Origin of the sequence: Pseudomonas sp. FP2335, from assembly GCF_030687535.1 — a bacterium.
In the GTDB taxonomy this organism is placed as follows: Bacteria; Pseudomonadota; Gammaproteobacteria; order Pseudomonadales; family Pseudomonadaceae; genus Aquipseudomonas.
Genome location: NZ_CP117437.1, coordinates 3,931,751 through 3,952,617 on the forward strand (window position 1 = coordinate 3,931,751; position 20,867 = coordinate 3,952,617).

Here is a 20,867-nt window from a genome sequence, read left to right on the forward strand (position 1 = left end):
CTCAAACAGCGTCCGCCGGGACAACCCGGCCACGGTGCAGCACCACTTGACGCTCCAGGCGTGCGGCGATGCGCGAGCTGTGGGTGACCATCAACAGGCTGGTGGGGCTGTCGCGCAACAGATCCAACAGCAATTGCAGTACCTCATCGCTGGTGGCTTCGTCGAGGTTGCCGGTGGGTTCATCGGCCAACAGCAGCGACGGACGCGACGCCAACGCCCGCCCCACCGCGACCCGTTGCTGCTGGCCGCCGGAGAGCTGTTCGGGATAACGCTTGAGCAAGTCGCCCAGGCCCAGGCGTTCCACCAATTGCGCTTGCCATCGCGGGTCAAACCGCCCGGCCAGGCGCGCCTGGAAGGCCAGGTTGTCGTCGACGCGCAGGCTGCCGATCAGGTTGAACTGCTGGAACACCAGGCCGATTTCGGTGCGACGCCAATCGGCCAGTTGTGCCTCACCGAGTTGATCAAGGCGTTGCTCACCGACGCGGATGCTGCCGCTATCCACCCGGTCCAGACCGGCCACCAGATGCAACAAGGTGCTCTTGCCGCTGCCCGACTCGCCCATCAGCGCCAGGCTGCTGCGCGCCGGCAGTTGCAAGTCGACCCCGCCCAGCACCGCCAGCGGACCTTGCGGGGTTGCGTAGCTTTTAAAGACACCTTGCACCTGCAACATGGGAGCACTCACCAAAGGACTGAAATCGAGAATAACGGTTGGCCGACAGGCTCACGCAAATTTTTCACATGGATTTCACCGGTTGCCCACCCATCGCCCTCTAAATTGCCCATCACACGCCAAATACCTGCAACTTTTCCGCCGGTAGCAATGGCAACTTCTAGCACTCACATGTTCAGCGAAAAGACAGCAGCCCTGTGCCACGCTCCAGTTCCACTACGGGCTTCTATTTGTAACGTTGCGCCTGTTTGATTTAACACTGCCAACAGTGCCCATGGTGATTAGTGTGGTTGACCTTACTCTGACCAAACCGCGCTCAATCCGAGCCGTTATCAAACGCCTGCGAAGGCTCTGGATCGGCACTGCGGCCGTCGGCCTGCTGCTCACCGGCGCGATGTTATGGCCGTCGTCACCGCCCGATCTGGGCGTCGGCAGCCGGCTGCTCAGCTCAGGCCTGTTGGCCCATTGGCACAGCGGCGAGGTGATTGTGCTGGTGCGCCATGAAGAGCGCTGCGACCGCTCCGCCAATCCTTGCCTGGGCCCTCCCGAAGGTCTGACCGTGAATGGCAGCCAACAGGCGGTAAAACTCGGCAAAGCCTTTAATTCATTGGGCATGGAGGCCAGCGACATCCTTGCCAGCCCGGCCGTGCGAACCGCCCAGACGGTGCATTTCATGTTTGACAAAAGTGAGTTCAGCTCAGGCGAAAGAGCCATCTGCGGCGCGGCCATGGGTGAAGAAATGCTCAGCCACAAACTGCCTGGCCGCAATCTGGTCTTCGTCACTCACAGCGGCTGCATCGCCGACTTCGAAAAGACCCTGGGTTTCCCCCACGCGACGTTCCCCGAGTACGGCAGCGCACTGTTCGTGCAGGTGCTGGCGAACGGCAAGTTCAAGACTCTGGGCATCGTCAACAACAAGGATTGGCCCGCCGTACTCAAGCAACTCTAGAACTTAAATACTTACCGCCCCAGCCATGTTCAGCAAAACGACAGCCAACTTCTGGCATGTTTAGTTGTGCCTGTTAGTTAAGGACGTCATGAATATTTTCAGTGACTTAGTGGAAACTTCAATGTTTTACGCTATGACTTTCATACCCTCTCCCGCTTGCCGCGAACGTCAAGGAGCGACGTTTTCATGACCCGATTCAAACCCCTGCCGCTGCTGTTGCTGGCCGTTATCGCATTCTATTTGTTACCCCTGGGCCTGCACGGTTTGTGGATCCCGGATGAAACCCGCTACGCCCAGATCAGCCAGGAAATGCTGCTGAGCGGCAACTGGGTCACACCGCACTTCATGGGCGTGCGTTACTTCGAAAAACCTGCCGCCGGCTATTGGCTCATCGCCCTCGGCCAGGCGGTGTTTGGCCAGAACCTGTTCGGTGTGCGCATCGCCTCGGCCGTGACCACCGCCCTCAGCGTGCTGCTGGCCTATCTGATCGCACGGCGGATGTGGAACGATCCACGCAAGAGCCTGACCTGTGCGCTGCTGTATCTGAGCTTTGGCCTGGTCGCCGGGCAAGCCGGGTACTCCAACCTCGATCCGCAATTCACCTTCTGGGTCAACCTCAGCCTGGTCGCGCTGTGGTTTGCCCTCGACAACACCACCACCCGTGGTCGCCTGGCCGCGTGGACAATGTTGGGCGGGGCCTGCGCCATGGGCTTCATGACCAAGGGTTTCCTGGCCTGGGCGCTGCCGGTGCTGATCGCCGTGCCCTACATGCTCTGGCAGCGGCGCCTGGGCGAGTTGTTGCGCTATGGCCCGCTGGCCATGGCAGTGGCGCTGCTAATGTGCCTGCCCTGGGTATGGGCGATCCATGTGCAAGAACCGGACTACTGGCGGTTCTTCTTCTGGAACGAACATGTCCGCCGCTTCAGCGGAGCCACCGCTCAACACGCCCGGCCGTGGTGGTTCTTCCTGCCGATCATGGTGGTCGCGTGCCTGCCCTGGGCTGCGCTATTGCCGGCCACCTTGAGCAAGGCCTGGACGCAAAAACGCCAGCCAGCGGTGGGCTTTCTTGCGCTGTGGCTGTTGTTGCCGCTGTTCCTTTTCAGCCTGAGCAAAGGCAAGCTGCCCACCTACATCATGCCGTGCCTGCTGCCGCTGGCGTTGTTGATGGGGCATGCGCTGAGCGACCTGGTACAACAGGGCAAATCGCGCTCGATCCGCGTCAACGGCATGCTCAACTTTGGCATCGGCATGGCGGCGATGGTGGCGCTGATCTACCTGCAAATCACCAGGCCGCCGTATGGCAATAGCCACGCGGAGATGTTCAGCCTGTCGCTGATGTTCATCGTGCTGCTGGGCTGGATCCTCACGAACCTGCTGCAAGCGTTCCGCCCGCTGACGCTGTGGGCGATGCCGGTGCTGGGCATCGGCTTGCTGGTGGTGCTGTTGCCGGCGAGCATGCCGGCGCAAGTCACCGACAACGAAATGCCCGACCAGTTTGTGCTGGAGCACCTGGACGAACTCAAGCAAACCAGTGCCTTGCTCAGCAACGAATTGGAAAGTGCCAGCGCCCTCGCCTGGCGCCTGCAACGGCCCGAAGTGGGGTTGTATGAGACCGAAGGCGAGCTGCGCTATGGCCTGCAATATCCGGACAGCGCACAACGCAAGATCAGCCTGGACCAGGTTGAAGACTGGCTGAGGGACGCCCGCCGCAAAGGTTCGGTGGGCGTGCTGATCCGCGTCGGCAGCACCAGTGAAATGCGTCAGGCCGGGCAACTGCCCCTCGGTGGCACGCGGTATGACAAGGGCTACCTGCAACTGATCATTTATCCGAAGCTGCCATGAACCAGCGATTCACAGAGAAACACGGCGCCCTGCTGCTCCTGCTGGCGGTCACGGCATTGATGCTCTTGCCGGGCCTCGGCGGCCGTGACCTGTGGGGCCCGGAAACGCGCTGGGCCGACATCGCCTTGCACATGCTGCAAAGCGGCGACTACTTCGATCCCTACCTCAAGGGCGTGCCTTACTACGACAAGCCCCTGCCCTCCTACTGGCTGATCACCGGCCTGGCCCACGTGATGGGTGGCCTGGGCCCGTGGTCGTTGCGCCTGCCGTCGGTGCTGGCGGCGTGGTTGAGCGTGTGGCTGGTCTACCTGATCGGCGCACGCCTGCTGCACAAGGGCACCGGCCTGCTTGCAGGCTGGATGCTCGCCACCACCTTCTACTTCATGTTCTGGGCACGGGTCGCCACCGCGGATGTGCTTACCGTGTGCGGCGTGCTGGCGGCGGTGTGGTGGTATTGGCGCGGCCCGGATGACACGCGGCTGGGACGCTACACGGTGTTTTTCCTGCTACTGGCATTGACGTCCCTGTTCAAAGGCTTGATCGGCTTTGTGCTGCCGGGCCTGGTGCTGCTGCCGCACCTGCTCAGCGAACAACGCTACAAACGTCACCTCAACCTGCGCCTGCTGCTGGCGCTGCTGATCGCCGCCGGGGTGTATGCGGTGCCGTTCGTGCTGTCGCACTTCTACGGCACGCCAACCTATGGCCAAAGCGGCCTGGCCCTGGTGTTCCGGGAAAACGTAGTGCGCTTCTTCGACCCCTTTGACCATATGGGGCCGATCTATACCTACCTGATCTACCTGCCCGCCTACACCTTGCCCTGGACACCCTGCTGGCTGCTCGGCCTGTGGCTTGCCCTGCGCCATTGGCGCACCACGCCACCCAACGTGCGCTGGCTGGTGTGGGGCCTGGGCCTGCTGTTCATCTTCTTCACCGCCAGCGGCAGCCGCCGCAGCTATTACGTGCTGCCGCTGGTGCCGTTTGCCCAACTGCTCGGCGCCTGGTGGCTGCAGGAACACCTGCTGAAAAAACCGGCCGCCCGGCCACGCTGGCGCACAGGGTTTGGCATCGCCGCGGGCCTGTTGCTGCTGATACTTGGCGTGGCGTATCCCTGGACCAACGGCAACGGCGGCGTGACCCGCTTCGCCGAAGACGTGCGCGCCGAAGCCGTCAAACGCGCGCCTTGGGAGCAATGGCAAATGGTGCTGGTGGAAGTCGACAACAAGCTGCCGATGTACCTGCAAAACGGCGGCAAACCGTTCTACTACGTGGCCCAGGACCAGGACTTCCCGCGCCAGGGCGACAGCGCCGCGTTCATCGCCTGGCTGGACAAAACCAGCGGCCGGCACTTCGACCCGCAGCACACCCTCATCGTCGCGCAATTCAGCAAAGACGACCCGACGCCGTTGGCGTACCTGGGGGCGGACCACCAGGTGATCGTCACCCAACCGGATAACGGCGAGCGCATGTTCAAGAAACGTGAGGAAGGCAGCGTGGCGTTTTTGCCCGGGCGTTAAGGCGCCCCTTTCGGCAGGCTTGCAGCATGGATGAACGCTTCATCCAGCGTGCTGGCGCCATAGGCCGTCATAAAGCCTTGCCCATCGGTGAAGTGATTGAAGCGATGCGCGCGAGCAACGCCATCGGGAAGCCGTTGGCGTCGCGGTGCAATTGGGTACGCAACGCGTCGTGGCGGGCCACCGGTTGCTCGACTGCGCGCTGGAGCAGCACGGGCTCCAGTGGGCCGGTCAGGTCGACATAGCCGCCGATGTTGTAGAGCGGCGAATCGCCCTGGCGCAGTTGGTCGAGCCAGATGTCCTATTGGGCGGGATGGGAAAATGCTGCATAAGATCCTTCTCATGGAGGTCGGGCACTGACCGCGCAGAGAGGCCCACTACGGCGAAATTGCCGGATTTGAGCATGGGCCCCCGGGACTGTCTGTCAGCCGAAACCCGGACATCCAAATGGATAGCAACGGGCTTGGCGAACGACTCAGTGCTGAAACGATTAAATAGTTGTAGGAGATTGGCTACATCTTCCCGATGTCGATGAGCAACGGATGCTCTCAACGAAAATATTTTCCTTCCTATTTCAATTACTTAATTAATAAGCACGGCACTCCATGACTTTTTTTCGGCGGAATTGCCTGTCAGAAACGTCGAATTAATGACGTTATTTTTATGGCAGCTTCTATCACGCATTTCCGCTACATATGTAGGACAAATCCCCTGGTTGAATGGCTTTTCGAGCGCCGATGACTGTTCTGGAAGAACGGATCGCCCCGAACCCGCCAGGGTGTCCGCTGACGGTTTTTGACATCAAGGATGAGATGGCTATGAGTTTGACGCAGAGCATTGGCACCCCCGAGAGCCCGCATTTCTATGCCGAAATGGGTGAGTTGATTGCCAACAGCGGCCACGGGGATTTTGCCGCGAACATGCTGCATCTGGTGGACAAATGGGTGCCGATCCATCTGGTGGACCTCAGCGAATGGACCCTCGACGAAGCGCGCGACACGGTGCTCGACATCAAGTTGCTGGGCAGCGCCGGGATCAGACAGGCTTTGTCAGCACCGCAGATCGTGCACCCGCCCAGCGACCATCCCCTGTTGCGGGACATGTTGCACATGCAAGACCCGTTGCTGATCCAGATGAAGGCCAAGGCCCATAGCGCCCATCCCCGGGGCGGTTCGCACCAGTGCAACCTGGTGTCACGCCAGGGCAACCGGCGCTGTGTGATTTCGTTCTACCGCCCACCGACCCAGCGCGGGTTTTCCCTGGCCGAGTTGTCGTTTCTCAAGTGCCTGTCGGACACCCTGCTGCCGCTGATGGAGCGCCACGCGCAGATCCTGCGCCAGGCCCCCGCCGTCGACAGCGAACCGGCCCCCACCTCACTCGAGCAGTCGCAGTTGCAACGTGAGTTCTACAAGCGCCTGGCCCTCAGCGAGGTGACCCTGTCGGCGCGCGAGCAGGAGGTGTGCCTGGGGCTGTTGACCGGCGGCACCGTGCCGCAGATGGCGGAAAAACTCAGCGTGAAAAACAGCTCGATCGAAACCTACCTCAAGCGCGCCGCCGCCAAGCTGGGCGTGAGCGGCCGGCATGGTTTGGCCAAATGGATGGTGGGCGCCTGATGCACAACCTCAGATTCTCCACGCTGGCCCTGGCCTGCCTGCTGGGCGCTGGTGGCCGAGGTCAACCTGCACACCGCGCTGGGCGGCGCGTGGGGCGTCACAGCCCCGACTGCCGCAACCGATACTCCCCCGGCGTCAGTTGCGCATAACGCAGGAAAAACCGGCTGAAATACGCCGGGTCCTTGAACCCCAGCTGGTAGCAGACTTCATTCGCCGAGCTGCCGGTAAACAGCAGCAGACGCTTGGCTTCCTGCATCACCCGCTCCAGGATCAGGCGCTTGGACGGCAGGTCGGCCAGGCGTCGGCACACCTCGTTGAGCCTGGCCGGCGTGACGCCAATCGCCTCGGCGTAGCGGGCCAGCGGCCAGTGTTCCAGGTAGTGGGCTTCGATCAGTTCGTTGAAACGATGGAAGATGCGCAGGTCTTCATGCCGCGTCGGACGTGCCGGCAGGGAGTGGGCGCACAGACGCAGCAAGCGGATCATGATCAACCGCGTGAGGCTGTCGAGGGCGGCGGCGCGCCCTGCCCGCTCGGCGTTGATCTCGCTGCACAGTTCTTCGAAGAGTTGATCCAGGCCCTGGCTGTCAGGCGCCAATGCGACGCAAGCCGAGCCTGAGGCGAGGCTGGGATCGGCATCGATCAATGCCCATACCAACTGCTGGCGCACCGTCAGCACGTGCCCATCGGCGTCCGCTTCAGTGACAAAGGCGTGGGGCACCGTCGGCGCCGTGAGGAAAAACATCGGCCCCGATTCGACGTACTGGCGATCGTCCAGATACACCCGCACCACGCCGCTCTTGACGTAATGCACCTGGAAAAACCGGTCATGCCGATGCACCGGCATATTGCGCCCGAAAAATCCCGCCAGGTTGGCCAGCCGGTCGTAATGCACCTCGGCGTCGCTGTAACGCTGGTCGTAGACCTGCCCGATGTTGATGTTGGGGATCGGCTTCACGCTGCTCTCTTCTTGTTGTTTTAACGCTGCTGGATTTTGCCACGCTTGACGGTAGTTAACATATTAAATATAACGTTAACACATGAACGATCTGCCGCAAGGTCGGCGTGATTGTTCGAGGCGGGCCGCGACAGGCCCTTCTCCCCACGGCCACTCAAACAAAAAGTACAACACTATGAGCACCGTCAATTCCATCGCCAGCCGCGAGCTGGCCGAGCACGATCGCACCCATCGTTTAGTCACCTGGCGCCTCATGCCGTTGCTGCTGGTGTGTTACCTGTTCGCCCATCTGGACCGCATCAACATCGGCTTCGCCAAGATGCAGATGAGCAGCGATCTGCACTTTAGCGACACGGTCTACGGCTTCGGCGCCGGGTTGTTTTTTATCGCCTACGCGCTGTTTGGCGTGCCCAGCAACATGGCGCTGGACCGCGTCGGGCCGAGGCGCTGGATCGCCAGCCTGATGGTGGTGTGGGGCCTGTTGTCCACCGGCATGTTGTGGGTGGAAAGCGCCCGTGGCTTCTACGTGCTGCGTTTTTTGCTGGGGGTGGCCGAGGCCGGGTTTTTTCCGGGGATCCTGGTGTTTCTCAACCGCTGGTATCCGGCACGCCGACGTGCCCAGGTCACCGCGCTGTTCGCGATTGCGGTGCCGATGGCCGGGGTGTTGGGCGGGCCGCTGTCGGGGGCGATCCTCGAACACTTCCACAACGTAGGCAGCCTGCGCGGCTGGCAGTGGATGTTCCTGATCGAAGGCGCGCCCGTGGTGCTGTTGGGGTTGGTGGTGCTCAAGTGGCTACCGGATGGTTTCGACTCGGTGCCGTGGCTGAGCGCCGCGCAGAAGCAGCAACTGCATGCGCAACTGCGCAGCGAAGAACAACGCAAGACCATCACCTCGTTCAGCGGCATCCTGCGTGACCCGCAGGTGTGGCTGCTGGTCGCGGTGTACTTTGCGGTGATGCTGGCAGTGAACACCCTGGCGTTCTGGATGCCGACCCTGATCCACGGCGCGGGCATCGGCCGCGACAGCCAGGTCGGCCTGCTCAGCGCCGTGCCTTACCTGGCCGGGTGTTTTTTCATGATCGGCTGTGGGCGCTCGTCCGACCGCTTGCGTGAACGCCGCTGGCACCTGTGCGTGCCGCTGTTGATGGCGGCGCTGGGCATTGCCGTCGCCGGGCTGGCGCCGGAAAACCCGCTGCTGGTGATGGGCGGGCTGGTGCTGGCAGGCATGGGCGCGAGCGCCGCGTTGCCGATGTTCTGGCAACTGCCGCCGGCGTTTTTGTCCAACACCACCCAGGCGGCGGGCATCGCAATGATCAGTTCGTTCGGCAGCGTGGCAGCGTTCCTCGCACCGTACCTGATCGGCTGGATGCGCGATGCCACCCAGAGCGCCAGCCTGGCGCTCTACGTGCTTGCGCTGTTCATCGCGCTCGGCGGTTTGCTGGTGCTGCGCACCCACGCCGCCATCGTCAATCCGCGCTAGCGCTTGATGTTTTTCAGGTCATCGAGCAGGCCCAACAGGGTCTGCAATTTCTCGTCGCCCAATTCATCCTGCAAACGCTGGTAGTTGGCTTCCATGCACGAGCTCATGGCCTCGAAACTTTCCCTGCCCTTGTCCGCCAGGGTCACCAATACGCGGCGCTGGTCCTGCTCGGCCTTGCGGCGATGCACCATGCCGGCGGCTTCCATGCGTACCAGCACGCCGGTCATGCTCGGTTTGAGGATGCAGGCCAGTTCGGCCAACTGGTAAATCTCCAGCTCACCGTGCTGTTCGAGGATGCGGATGATGCGCCACTGCTGCTCGGTCAGGCCGTGCTCATTCAGGGACGGGCGGAAAAAACTCATGGCGGCTTCGCGGGCTTGCAACAGGATCAAGGTCAGGGACTGGCGAGGTTTGAGCATAGGGATCAGGGTCACGATGGATTTGATTAATAATTTAACGAAACTCTAGCATTCCCTGCCGGCAAGTGCGCGCTATACGTTTGGCGCGTGCTGCCGGTGGCGCCCAGAATCAAAACCCCGGGCACGCAGGATCAAGACTTCCACCCCGTCAGGGCCCTTAATGGAGGCATCCGCTTTAGCGCCTTCCTTCACCTTTCAGGCTGCGCCATGATCAACATCGAAACCCCCACGTATTACACCGCCACCAAGAAGTACAACCTGAGTTTCCCGACCCTGGAGCAGGACATCGACGCCGACGTCGTGGTGATCGGCGGCGGTTTCTCCGGGATCAACACGGCCCTGGAGCTGGCCGAAAAAGGTCTCACCAATATCGTCGTGCTGGAAGCGCGCTACCTCGGTTTTGGCGGTACCGGCCGCAATGGCGGGCAGATCATGGCCGGCATCGGCCACGACCTGGAAAAGATCAAGAAGGACGTGGGCGAAGACGGCCTGCGCCAGGTGTTCGAGATCAGCGACCTGGGCGCCGACATCATCAAGCACCGCATCGCCAAGTACAACATCGATGCGGATTTCTGCCACGGCTACGGCTACATGGGCTTCAACGCCCGCCAGGAAAAAACCCTGCGTGCCTGGGAGAAAGATTTCAAGTCGATCAACAGCCAGCACGAGATCCGCTTTCTCGGCGGCTCCGACGTGCAGCAGATCATCGGTTCAAAGGCCTACACCAGTGCCCTGCTGCACATGGGCGGCGGCCATGTGCACTCGTTGAACCTGCTGCTGGGCGAAGCCACCGCGCTGGCCAGCCACGGCGTGCGGATTTTCGAGAACAGCCCGGCGCTGGAGGTCAGCTACGGCGAACGCATCACCGTGCGCACCGGGCGCGGTTCGGTGCGGGCCAGCAAGCTGCTGTGGGCCTGTGACAGTTTCCTCAACAAACTGGAACCGCAGCTGCACCGTTCGACCATCAACACCTATGCGTTCCAGATGATGACCGAGCCGTTGCCCGAAGAATTGATCCAGCGCATCAGCCCGATTCGCGGGGCCTACAGCGACATCCGCCCGGTGATCGACTACTACCGCGTGACCAATGAAAACCGCCTGCTGTTCGGTGCCGCGACGCCGCTGGTGGAGCATATTCCCGGCGATCTCAAGGCGTGGAACCGCCACCTTATGCTGAAGATTTTCCCGTACCTCAAGGAGGTGAAAATCGACCTCGCCTGGGGCGGCCCGATGGCGTGCAGCCCCAACCTGTTCCCGCAGATCGGCACCTTGCCGGGGCGCAGCAATGCGTTTTTCGTGCAGGGCTATTCCGGCTTTGGCGTGACCCCCAGCCACATCATCTGCAAGGTCCTGGCCGAAGGCATGAGCGAAGGCTCGGCGCGCTATGACCTGCTCAGCTCAATCCCGCGCCCGACCATTATCGGCAAGGACGCCATCCGCCCCTTGCTGCTGACGGCGGGCAAATCCTGGCACCAACTTTCCGGCTATTGGAACGGGCGCCGCTAACTATTTTTTACTCATCAGGAGCAACTGCCATGACCCTTACCACCCTCAAGCACAATATCCAGCTGTCCGAACTCGACGCCTGGGGCAGCGTGGCCGACCTCGGTTCCGAAATCCTCGAAGGCGAAGTGCGTGCCTTCGGCAAAATGACCTTTGGTGCACCTACCGACGCGATCAGCAGCGCCTACTTCGGTACGACACAGGGCAAGTTCCGCATGGTCTATCCGTTCAATGAGCAGGCCACCGTCGTGACCGGGGAAGTGATCCTCACCGACGAGTCCACCGGCCAGTCCACACGCTTCAAGACCGGTGACAGCTGGTTCGTCACCCAGGGCACGCCGGTGTTGTGGGAAGTGGTCAGCGAGAGTTTCGTCAAACACTACTTTGCCGTTGCCTGACAAACCCTTCGCTCCGGGGCCCCCCTGACCCTTGTAGTGAGCGGGCTTGCCCCGCGCTGGGGGGCGAAGCCGCCCCAAATCCAAACACCGCGGATTACCTGACTCACCGCAGCGGTCTTATTGGGGCGGCTTCGCCACCCAGCGCGGGGCAAGCCCGCTCACTACAATCAGAGCCAGGTGGCGTCCCAGAGTGAATAGTCGCCTAGGTGTTCAACCAAACCAGCCCGCAACGGGTTGGCCACGATATAACGCGCCATAGTGCGAATATCATCCTCCACACGCACAGCCCTATCGTAATAACCGGGTTGCCATACACGCGCTTGGCTTTGTCGACACCTGTTGATCGTCAGCGTACTGCGCGACTTGATACGACGTACCACGTCGCCCAGCGTCTGCTGCTTTAACTCAAACAGCCAATGAAGATGATCAGGCATGATGACCCACGCCAGCGAGTCGACCAGACCAAGCTCGTGCACCTGGCGGAACTCGGCCACCAGTAGGCGACCGAGGAACAGGTCGGTGAACAAGCGCTGGCGGTGGTGAGTGACAATAGTGATGAGGTAGCTGCGTCCGTGCTCCGAGTAGCGGCCGTGACGCAGACGATGGGTTTGAGGTGTTGAGCGCAATCCGTTGCTCCTGGGCAAAGTCCCTAAGAGCATTAACACTAGCCAGCGATTTACAGCCAACCAGCCCCACATAGTGACCAAATAAGTCTGTAGTGAGCGGGCTTGCCCCGCGCTGGGGGGCGCAGCCGCCCCAACAAGACCGCTGCGGTGTTTCAGAAGGACCGCGGTGCCTGGGTTTGGGGCGGCTGCGCCACCCAGCGCGGGCAAGCCCGCTCACTACGGCGCCTTACAAATGCCCCGGTCTAGCCCGCCGCCTGCATCCGGCTCGAACGGAAATCCTTCGGCGACACTTCAAACTGCTTCTTGAACGAACGACTGAAATGCGCCGAGTCGGTAAAGCCCCATTTGTAGGCGATCGAGGTGATCGACTCGCTGCGCAAGAACGGGTTGGTCAAATCATCCGCGCTGCGTTTGAGCCGTGCGCGCTGGATGTAGCGGCAGACGCTGTCGTCCTGCTCCTCAAACAACCGGTACAAGTGGCGCACCGAGATGTTCAAGCGGTTGGCCAGGCCGATCGGGCTCAGGCCCGGTTGGCTGAGTGACTCGTCAATGACCTTCTGTACATAACTGCGCAGGTTGTTGCCCTGCAACGACGCCACGCCCTCGCGGCCGTCATCGCCCTGCTCCAACGCCGAGCCCAGCAGCGAAACAAAAGCCGATTGCAGCGCCTCGACTTCACCGCCGCCATCCTCTGAGTTGTCCTTGCACAGTTGATCCATCAACACATGCAACATGCGCCCGCAGGCTTTGGTCGAGGAGATCTTGCCGAACGCACGCCCATCGCCACCCAGGTGTTTGCACACATCGGCGCGCGACAGGGACAGCGAGGCGTGTTCGATCAGGCCGAAGGGGATGATCTCAATGGAGCCCACCGAGTCCATCAGCAGCATCTCGCCAGGCGCCAGTTGCAGGGTCTGGCCGTTCTGTACGATCTGCGAGTAACCGCTGCGCTGGCTGACCAGGAAACAGTCCTGGTCGTTGTCGTGGTCGGCGTGGTGCGCCGGGCGCTTGATCAGCCCGGCATTGGTGCGCAGCATGGCAAGGCCGCGCGGCAAGTTGCTGATCTCGCCGATGAACAGCGAGCGGTTGAACGCCAGTTCCGTATCGAAATAGCCGCACGCGGCGCGCAGCTCCCGATTCCAAGTGTCCAGCCCGTCGTGCGCACGCTGAGGGATGCTCATGGGGTGTCTCCGCAATGGCTTCTTTTTGTTGTTCTCGGGCAATAGTTAACATGTTAGCTATATGCGCGCAACAACAACCTGTCTGCCCATTACGGTTGCACTAATGATGCCAATCAGCGGCTCGACAACAGCCGTTGCAGGCCCGCCAGGCTGGCGAGCAGATGCTCGCGCTGCACAGCGCTCAACGCGATGTACCGCCGGAACGCCGGCAGGCGATTGACCACCTCACTGCCGCCCATATGCTCCAGGCGCACGCACCATTGCCCGCCTTGCAGGTCGATGCGCAGGCGCTTGAAGTCCAGGGGCATCAGCGCCGCGAACAACGCCGCATCCGCCTCGATGCACGCCTGCAGTTCACGCCCCAGCGTCGGGTCACCGCCACGCTGACGCACGCGCATCCCGCTGCGCCGAATCGCGCCGCCATGGTGCACCTCCAGGCATGCCATGCCCTGTGTCGCAGCAGGCACGCGCAGTACAAATTCGGTCAGCACCAGGTGCATCAACAACTGTGATTCGGTGCGCTCGACAATCTCGAACGCCACGCCATCCACCTCAAGCTGCGCCAGCCCGAGGTTGCGCCGCAAACGCTCAAGGGTCAGCCCCGGGCGATAGCCCGACGGCGCTCGATCAGCGCGAAACAGCTCAAACAGCTTTTGCCGCAAAGTCGCTATAACCATGGCCAGCCTGCTCCGCGTGATAACTGAATTCCTTGGCCAACACCTCTTCTACCGAGGCGGGCTTGAACGGGTTGACCCTCTGCACCACCAGGGTCCAGAACAACGCATACAGCGCCGTACCGCCGAGCATCACGCCGAACGGCACGTAGATGTCGGCCGGGTTCATCCCCGGTGGCGTGATGAACCACATGCCCAGCAGGATGCCCGCGCTCGACACGATCTGCGGCAGCGGGAACCACGGCGAGCGGTACGCCCGTGGCAGATCCGGGCGACGAATGCGCAGGATCACCACCGACAGCGTCACCAGCAGGTAGGCAAAGCTCCAGGCACACACCGCCGCCAGCACCAAGTGCATGATGGTGTCGGTGTTGCCGCCCAGATACAACGCGTGCAGGCACGGGATCAGCATCGCCACCAGGATGCACAGCAGCGGCGTCTTGAAGCGCGGGTGCAAATAGGTAAAGACCTTGGGCAGCGCGCCGTCCACCGCCATGCCGTAGAGAATCCGCGGCACACCCGCCATCAGGGTGTTGATGGTCGCCGCACCGGCAAACAGAAACCCGATGCCCAGCCACAGCGGGCCGACCTGCCCCATCACCTGCTCGGCGAACCTGGGGATGGCCATCGGGGTGTCCAGCAAGTGCACGCCCGAGGCGGCGTCGAGCACTACGTTTTCCACCTGGCGCTTCATCGCCGCGCCATAGATGAACATGCACGACGCCACGCCCATCAGCCCGAGCATCATCGCGCGCGGCATCACCTTGGCCGACTGGCGCAAGTCCGGCGCCAACGGCGTGACAAATTCGCAGCCGACAAACATGAACATCGCCATGCCCACCAGCGACAGCACGGTGATCACGTCGGTGCCCACCAGCGACACACCGAACCAGCCGTCCAACTGCACCGCCGGCGCGGCAATCAGGCCAAGGACGCCGAAGACCATCAGGGTGGTCCACATGCCAAAGGTGAGGATGATTTCCGCACGGCCAAACGCGCTGACACCAAACGCGTTCAGCACGCCGAACACCAGCACGAACCCCACCCCCAGCAGCCACGAGCCACCGGCCGACTCGGCCAGGGTATTGAGGTGTTCGAAGTTCACCAGCGCCATCACCCCGGCGAGGATGGTCTCGGCCGTGCCGGCAAACACATGCACGATCAGGTAGGCGGACAAGGTGCCGGTGATCGCGAAAAAACGCCCCATGCCGCAGTTGATGTAGTCGTACACCGAGCCGGTGGTGGGCAGGATGGCGGCGGCTTCGGCAAAGGTCGTGGCCTGGGCCAGCATCATTACCACGGCGATCAGCATCGCCAGGGCAAACGCGCTGCCGCCGATGCCGAAGCCCATGGTGGCGGTGAGAATCACCGGGCTGGCCATGATCAGGCCGATGGTACTGGCCAGCGCGGTGGGGAAACCTACCGTGCCCCGGTTGAGGTGCGCGGTGAGTCGGTCATTGCTCGACATGGTGGGGTCCTCGAAAGCGGTTTTCTGGAATGTGTCGGCACTCTGCGCCCCACCCGTGTCGAGCGTCTTGCCCCTGTCTGCCGCCGCTTTTGTTGCTGCCTGCCACCGCGGGCGGCGTGGCGGCCAGGGTCAATTGCCTGGCACGCAGAGGAAAGACTTACGCCTGCGCGCTGGCCCTAATGCGCCCTCACTCTTAACCAAGATGGGGACAATAACAATGGTGCACACCCTGAAAAATCGCGGCCTTGGCCTGGCGTTCGCGCTGCTGGCGAGCCATGCGCAGGCGGTCGAGCTGTATGCCGATGCCGACAGCAAAGTCACCGGCAACTTCCTCGCCGTGTACGGCCTGTTCAACAGCCCGAAAAACTATGATGGCCGCAGCGGTGGTTCCACCTGGCGTGAAGCGTTCATCAAGTACGGCCTGAGTGTCGAGCAGAACCTGGGCAGCTTTGGTGGCGTCTACGGCACGGCGAATCTGGTGAGTTCCGGCACCTGGGGCGATGGCGACGCGTCCGGCGTCACCACCGGCCGCGAGCGCACCACCAAGTTTGACGAAGCCTTCGCCGGCTGGCGCTCCGGTGAGCTGTTCCCGGTACTGGGCAAGGATGGCGTGGACCTGTCGTTCGGCCGCCAAGTGCTGATGCTGGGTGACGGTTTCATTCTCAACGACGACGGCCCCAACCTCGGCAAAGGCGTCGGTGATGGCCAGTTCAATCGCGGCGGCGCCTACTACATCGCCGCGCGGCACGCCTTCGACAAGACCGCCGTGCTCCGCCTCGGCGGCAAGGACGGCGTGCACGGCAGCCTGCTGTGGTTCAAGTCCGACAACCCGGCCCAGGCCATGACCGAAATGGCCGCCGGCACTCTGGAATACAGCGCTGCACCCGGTACCCTGGGGCTCACCTATATGCATGGCATCGATGTGGACGAGCGCTACGCCACCGATGTACAGCGCCAGCGCAAGGGCATGAACCTCTACAGCCTGCGCGGCGCGGGCAATGCGGGCATCGACAACGCGCACCTGGCGTTTGAGCTGGCGCGCCAGGACCGTCGCGACAGCCAGCAAAACGCCGGTTACGCCGAAGCGGGCTATACCTTCGCCGACCTGCCGTGGTCACCCGACCTGACCTACCGCTACGCACGCTATTCGAAGAACTGGGACGCGATGTTCAGCGGTTTCAATCGCGGCCTGGGCACCTGGGTCCAGGGCGAAGTGGCGGGCAATTATTCCGGGCCGTTCAACACCAATACGACGGTGCAGCACGTGGGGCTCAAGCTCAAGCCGTGGGAAAACCTCACCCTCGGTGCGCTGTTTTTCAACTACAGCACCGTCAGCACCCGTGGCCAGTTGAACCTGGATGGCCGCGAGCTGGACCTGTACGCCGAATGGGCGGTGAACGAGCACCTGATCATCACGCCGTTGCTGGGCCTGTATAAGCCCAACAAGGATGCCGAGACCGGCGGCAACCAGGTCGGTGGCAACGGCACCAACGTCTACAGCCAGTTGGTGGTCGCCGTGCCGTTCTGAACGGCGCAGGCAGGCACAGGCAGGAAACCTGGCAGGCACAGTCAAGCCACCGAGGGGGGCCGTTGGTTAACCTCGGCCTTTCCTTTGTGAACTGCCAGGAACCTGCCATGAGCGATATTCCGCTGCTGCCTCAAGTCGAAGCATTTTTGCGTCGCGACCACGGGCTGTTCATCGACGGCGCCAGCGTGCGCAGCCATTCCAGCCAGACCCTGGCCGTGGTCAACCCGGCCAACGGCGAGGTCATTGCCCACGTGGCCGATGCCGACCTCAGCGACATCGACGCCGCCGTGGCTTCGGCCAATCGCGGCTTCGCGCAATGGTCCCAGGCCGCCCCGGCAACACGCGGCCAGGTACTGCTCAAGCTCGCCGACCTGCTGGAGCGCAACCGCGAAGAACTGGCGCAGATCGAGACCTGCCAGTCGGGCAAGATCATCCAGATCGCCCGTGCGTTCGAGGTCGACCAGGCCGCGCACTTCCTGCGCTATTACGCGGGCTGGGCCACCAAGATCAGCGGCCAGACCATCACCCCGTCGCTGCCCTCGTTCAACGGCGAGCGCTACACCGCCTTTACTCTGCGCGAGCCGGTGGGCGTGGTGGTGGGCATCGTGCCGTGGAATTTCTCGACCATGATCGCCATCTGGAAACTCGCCTCGGCGCTGGTCACCGGTTGCAGCATCATCATCAAGCCCAGCGAATTCACCCCGCTGACCATCCTGCGCATCGCCGAGCTGGCGATTGACGCCGGGCTGCCGGCTGGCGTGCTCAACGTGCTGACCGGCGGCGGCCACGTCGGCAAGGGCCTGGTCGAACACCCAGACACCCACAAAGTCTCCTTCACCGGCTCGGTGCCCACCGGCATCGCCGTGGGCCGCAGTGCCATGGGCGCCGGCCTGACCCGTGCCACCCTGGAACTGGGCGGCAAGAATGCCGCCGGGTTCCTGCGCGATGTGGACGTGGACAAGGCCGTGGACGGCATCTTCGAAGCCGGTTTCCTGCACGCCGGGCAAATCTGCGCAGCGGCCGAGCGTTTCTACGTGCATCGCTCGCAGCTCGACGCCGTACTGGAAAAACTCAAGCAGCGCCTCAGCCGCCTGACCATCGGCTCGCCCCTGGACGAACGCACCGAATTCGGCCCGGTCACGCACCATCAACACCAACTCAAACTACTCGGCTACATCGCCCAGGCCCGCGCCGAACACAACACCATCATCCATGGCGGCACCCTGCTCGACCGTCCCGGCTGCTACATCGAACCTACCGTGATCCTCGCCAACCATGCCCACGACACCCTGCTCAACGAAGAAACCTTCGGCCCCATCGCGACCTTTTTGCCTTATGACGACGAAGACGAACTGCTCGCACTGATGAACAGAGGCCCCTACGGCCTCAGCGCCAGCCTGTGGACCAACGACCTGGGCAAGGCCCTGCGCATGGTCCCGGCGATCAACGCAGGGACGTTGTGGGTGAACATGCACACCCTGCTCGACCCGGCGGTGCCGTTTGGCGGCAACCGGTCCTCGGGGGTTGGGCGGGAGTTTGGCGCAGCATTCATTGAGGATTACACCGAGCTCAAATCGGTGATGATCCGCTACTGACCCCCATCTTTGGTAGTGAGCGGGCTTGCCCCGGTACAAACCGGGGACATCGTTTACATGTCTAACCGGGGACATGGTTTACAGGTTAATACGCATGATCAGGAGGTAACTGATCATGCCCTGGAACCAAGAGTCTCCCATGGATCAACGAATCAAACTGGTCATCGACTGGCTTTCTGGTGACTTCAGCAAAAGCCAGCTAGCTCGGCGCTTCGACGTCAGTCGACCAACTGTAGATAAATGGATCTCTCGTCACGTTGACGGCGATTTGAAGTCGTTGGCAGAGCTGTCTCGACGACCTCATACCAGCCCAAACAAGACTGACGATGAGATCTTGGCTCGCATAGTGGCGATGAAAGAAGCGCACGATAAATGGGGGCCGAAGAAGCTTGTCAGGCTATTACGAATCGAGGATCCGTCAGTCGCCTGGCCATCGCCCAGCACGGCAGGCCAATGGCTTGACCGGCTTGGGCTGGTCAGTAAACGGCGCTTCAAGCGACGGCACAGCACTGCTCACAGGGAAATGCGCGAAGCCAACGAGCCCAACAAGACGTGGTGCGTTGATTACAAGGGGCAGTTCAAGATGCTCAACGCCCAGATGTGCTATCCCCTGACCGTTACGGACCATGCCTCTCGCTTGATTTTGGCCTGCAGGGCCCACCCCAAAATCATGACCTTGCCCGTCAAACACGCATTCGAGAGGCTTTTTCAAGAGTACGGGATGCCGGAAGTCATTCGCTCTGACAACGGCGTTCCTTTTGCTTCTCCAGGCCTGGCAAGAATGTCCACACTGGCAGTTTGGTGGATCCGCCTGGGTATCTACCCGGAGCGAACCATGCCGGGAAGACCTGCCCAGAACGGCCGGCACGAACGGATGCATCGTAGTTTGAAGTTTGAGTTGCCACTGGGGAAAAACCTGATTGAGCAGCAGCTCCTGCTGGAGCATTTTCGACATGAATTCAACTACATACGACCTCACGAGGCGCTGGGCATGAAGCGCCCGGGTGAGGTATATGTGCCGTCTACTCGACCTTATCCAGGATGTCTGCCGGATGTGGAGTATGCCGCGGAAATGAAAGTACGAAGCGTCAGACAGAACGGCTCAATCATGTGGAAAGGAAAGTTGTTGTTTGTAAGCGAAGCGCTATCAGGAGAGCGGATTGCGCTCAAAGAAGTTGAAGATGATGTTTGGGATCTGTACCTGTGTGACTATCCCCTAGGGAGGCTTGGACGAGGCATGAGCCGCGTCCAAGCCTAAAATGTGTAAACGATGTCCCCGGTTTCAGATGTAAAGGATGTCTACGGTTCTACACCCGCGCTGGGTGGCGAAGCCGCCCCAAATCCAGGCACCTCAGTGTTTCTGATATACCGCAGTGGCCCGTTTGGGGCGGCTTCGCCACCCAGCGCGGGCAAGCCCGCTCACTACATGGCATTGGGGTGGGGGCTGGGTTGTGGCGACGTCCAGGCTACCAACGCCCCGTTCCCAGACTGAACGGCGAAAACTCTGCAAACTGCCAGCGCAACGCCAACGCCGCCGGGCGCTTGACCACATGTTCCACGGTCAGCGTCCACAAGCGTTGTGCGCCCTCGAACTCTGCCACCTGCGGCCCGTCGAGAATCAGCGCGGTACGCCCGGCCACCTGCAGCACGTCCCCGGATTCAAAGTCGATAAACAACAACCCCGCCACCGGGTTCAACTGCAAGTTGCCCAGCGTGTTGAAGAACAGGTTGCCGGCAAAGTCGGGGATGGTCAGCACGTCTCCCTCGACCCGCACGAAGCCGGTGTTGCCGCCACGGTGGGAGACGTCCACCGAGCGCTCGCCATCGGTGTCCACGTAGCTGGCGACGAAGAAGGTGTCGGCGTTGCGGATCAGCGTTTGTGCGCGCTCATCCAGGCTGTCGGAGCGCTCGCTCTGTACGCCGGGTTTGCGCGCAACCCCATCGACCGGGCGCACCTGGATGTACTTGGGACAATTGCCGAACGAGTGCACCACCGCCACCGAGAAACCCTCGTGATCAAGGCTGCCAATCCGTCCGTTCATGCGGTTGCGGCGCCGGGTGTTGAGATCGATCCCCAGCACCCCCACCGCCGCCCCTGGATAAAACCCCGCGCGGGCCGGGTCGTTCAGGGGCGGCAGGCTGTCGACCTGCAAGGTCTGCGGGTCCGGCGAGTGGGCGAACCCCGGCGCGCCTTCCACCATCGTCGCCCACGGGATGCCCTGCGCATCCACCACGCCCAGCAGCAGGTAGGGCAACAACGGATAAAAATCTCGGTGTTGCTCCGGCAAGTGGTCACGGATCACCTTGGGCCCGACCACCGCCATGCGGTCGGCCACGCCAACGGCGGCTTGCATCTGCCGTTCACCGGCATGCCAGGGGGAATGTTCGATCGGGTTCATGGCGAGCACCTCAGGTTGTATGTGCCAATGCTGCGCCCCTCTCGCCTGCGAGGGAA

At 61.9% G+C, this 20,867-nt stretch carries 19 protein-coding genes and 1 pseudogene; 10 read left to right on the forward strand and 10 right to left on the reverse strand.

Going from position 1 to position 20,867, the window contains the following annotated elements; all coding sequences use genetic code 11:
* Nucleotide 1: 1 nt before the first annotated feature.
* Nucleotides 2–670 carry an ABC transporter ATP-binding protein gene (locus PSH81_RS17510; RefSeq protein ID WP_305391184.1) on the reverse strand — a complete coding sequence of 223 codons (669 nt, stop codon included), beginning with the start codon at nucleotides 668–670 and terminating at the stop codon, nucleotides 2–4.
* Between the two features lie 274 nt (nucleotides 671–944).
* Between PSH81_RS17510 and PSH81_RS17515 the strand changes: the two genes are divergently transcribed.
* The 3 genes from PSH81_RS17515 (at nucleotide 945) to PSH81_RS17525 (ending at nucleotide 4,975) form a co-directional block, all read left to right on the forward strand.
* Entirely contained in the window at nucleotides 945–1,619 is a 675-nt protein-coding gene (locus PSH81_RS17515; RefSeq protein WP_226455185.1) for a histidine phosphatase family protein, read from the forward strand.
* A gap of 186 nt (nucleotides 1,620–1,805) precedes the next feature.
* Entirely contained in the window at nucleotides 1,806–3,461 is a 1,656-nt protein-coding gene (gene arnT / locus PSH81_RS17520; protein ID WP_305391185.1) for a lipid IV(A) 4-amino-4-deoxy-L-arabinosyltransferase, read from the forward strand.
* Nucleotides 3,458–4,975 carry a glycosyltransferase family 39 protein gene (locus PSH81_RS17525; RefSeq protein WP_192296742.1) on the forward strand — a complete coding sequence of 506 codons (1,518 nt, stop codon included), beginning with the start codon at nucleotides 3,458–3,460 and terminating at the stop codon, nucleotides 4,973–4,975. The genes arnT and PSH81_RS17525 overlap by 4 nt, the downstream gene beginning before the upstream one ends.
* On the opposite strand, the pseudogene PSH81_RS17530 reads toward PSH81_RS17525, so the two are convergent.
* Both PSH81_RS17530 and PSH81_RS17535 read right to left on the reverse strand, forming a co-directional pair.
* A pseudogene (locus PSH81_RS17530) lies at nucleotides 4,972–5,079 on the reverse strand (ABC transporter ATP-binding protein); the annotation flags it as partial. The gene PSH81_RS17525 and the pseudogene PSH81_RS17530 overlap by 4 nt on opposite strands.
* Complete coding sequence (locus PSH81_RS17535; protein ID WP_305392813.1) at nucleotides 5,043–5,186, reverse strand: hypothetical protein; 144 nt, start codon at nucleotides 5,184–5,186, stop codon at nucleotides 5,043–5,045. The pseudogene PSH81_RS17530 and the gene PSH81_RS17535, both read right to left, overlap by 37 nt.
* A 604-nt stretch (nucleotides 5,187–5,790) precedes the next feature.
* Between PSH81_RS17535 and PSH81_RS17540 the strand changes: the two genes are divergently transcribed.
* The gene (locus PSH81_RS17540) at nucleotides 5,791–6,585 is read left to right on the forward strand and encodes a helix-turn-helix transcriptional regulator (protein WP_305391186.1); all 795 of its coding nucleotides are present in this window, start codon (nucleotides 5,791–5,793) and stop codon (nucleotides 6,583–6,585) included.
* A 97-nt stretch (nucleotides 6,586–6,682) separates the two neighbouring features.
* Here the strand turns inward: PSH81_RS17540 and hpaA are convergent, their stop codons facing one another.
* Nucleotides 6,683–7,540, reverse strand: coding sequence for a 4-hydroxyphenylacetate catabolism regulatory protein HpaA (gene hpaA / locus PSH81_RS17545; RefSeq protein WP_192296744.1), 858 nt, complete (start codon nucleotides 7,538–7,540; stop codon nucleotides 6,683–6,685).
* A gap of 175 nt (nucleotides 7,541–7,715) precedes the next feature.
* Between hpaA and PSH81_RS17550 the strand changes: the two genes are divergently transcribed.
* Nucleotides 7,716–9,020, forward strand: a complete 1,305-nt coding sequence (locus PSH81_RS17550; RefSeq protein ID WP_226455179.1) for an MFS transporter — start codon at nucleotides 7,716–7,718, stop codon at nucleotides 9,018–9,020.
* Here PSH81_RS17550 and hpaR read toward each other — a convergent pair.
* Nucleotides 9,017–9,439: a homoprotocatechuate degradation operon regulator HpaR gene (hpaR, locus tag PSH81_RS17555; protein WP_192297227.1), complete on the reverse strand. Its 423-nt coding sequence runs from the start codon at nucleotides 9,437–9,439 to the stop codon at nucleotides 9,017–9,019. The genes PSH81_RS17550 and hpaR overlap by 4 nt on opposite strands.
* Nucleotides 9,440–9,646: 207 nt before the next feature.
* On the opposite strand from hpaR, the gene PSH81_RS17560 reads away from it, so the two are divergent.
* Nucleotides 9,647–10,945, forward strand: a complete 1,299-nt coding sequence (locus PSH81_RS17560; protein ID WP_305391187.1) for an FAD-binding oxidoreductase — start codon at nucleotides 9,647–9,649, stop codon at nucleotides 10,943–10,945.
* A gap of 29 nt (nucleotides 10,946–10,974) precedes the next feature.
* Nucleotides 10,975–11,340, forward strand: coding sequence for a cupin domain-containing protein (locus tag PSH81_RS17565; protein WP_226455177.1), 366 nt, complete (start codon nucleotides 10,975–10,977; stop codon nucleotides 11,338–11,340).
* 167 nt (nucleotides 11,341–11,507) lie between these two features.
* Here PSH81_RS17565 and PSH81_RS17570 read toward each other — a convergent pair whose 3' ends face one another.
* The 4 genes from PSH81_RS17570 to PSH81_RS17585 form a co-directional block, all read right to left on the reverse strand.
* The gene (locus tag PSH81_RS17570) at nucleotides 11,508–11,966 is read right to left on the reverse strand and encodes a transposase (protein ID WP_226455176.1); all 459 of its coding nucleotides are present in this window, start codon (nucleotides 11,964–11,966) and stop codon (nucleotides 11,508–11,510) included.
* A gap of 242 nt (nucleotides 11,967–12,208) precedes the next feature.
* Nucleotides 12,209–13,147, reverse strand: coding sequence for a transcriptional regulator FeaR (gene feaR, locus PSH81_RS17575; protein WP_226455175.1), 939 nt, complete (start codon nucleotides 13,145–13,147; stop codon nucleotides 12,209–12,211).
* Nucleotides 13,148–13,260: 113 nt separating this feature from the next.
* Complete coding sequence (locus PSH81_RS17580) at nucleotides 13,261–13,824, reverse strand: DUF3156 family protein (protein WP_192296750.1); 564 nt, start codon at nucleotides 13,822–13,824, stop codon at nucleotides 13,261–13,263.
* Nucleotides 13,790–15,289: an APC family permease gene (locus tag PSH81_RS17585; protein WP_305391188.1), complete on the reverse strand. Its 1,500-nt coding sequence runs from the start codon at nucleotides 15,287–15,289 to the stop codon at nucleotides 13,790–13,792. Before PSH81_RS17585 ends, PSH81_RS17580 begins: the two co-directional genes overlap by 35 nt.
* A gap of 217 nt (nucleotides 15,290–15,506) precedes the next feature.
* Between PSH81_RS17585 and PSH81_RS17590 the strand changes: the two genes are divergently transcribed.
* From PSH81_RS17590 to PSH81_RS17600, 3 genes are all read left to right on the forward strand, one after another.
* Entirely contained in the window at nucleotides 15,507–16,817 is a 1,311-nt protein-coding gene (locus PSH81_RS17590) for a hypothetical protein (protein WP_305391189.1), read from the forward strand.
* 107 nt (nucleotides 16,818–16,924) lie between these two features.
* Nucleotides 16,925–18,412: an aldehyde dehydrogenase family protein gene (locus PSH81_RS17595; protein ID WP_305391190.1), complete on the forward strand. Its 1,488-nt coding sequence runs from the start codon at nucleotides 16,925–16,927 to the stop codon at nucleotides 18,410–18,412.
* A 139-nt stretch (nucleotides 18,413–18,551) separates the two neighbouring features.
* Nucleotides 18,552–19,670 (forward strand): helix-turn-helix domain-containing protein, encoded by a 1,119-nt coding sequence (locus PSH81_RS17600; RefSeq protein ID WP_305391191.1) that lies wholly within the window; start codon nucleotides 18,552–18,554, stop codon nucleotides 19,668–19,670.
* A gap of 208 nt (nucleotides 19,671–19,878) precedes the next feature.
* Here PSH81_RS17600 and PSH81_RS17605 read toward each other — a convergent pair whose 3' ends face one another.
* Nucleotides 19,879–20,811 (reverse strand): pyridoxamine 5'-phosphate oxidase family protein, encoded by a 933-nt coding sequence (locus tag PSH81_RS17605; protein WP_192296754.1) that lies wholly within the window; start codon nucleotides 20,809–20,811, stop codon nucleotides 19,879–19,881.
* Nucleotides 20,812–20,867: the final 56 nt, after the last annotated feature.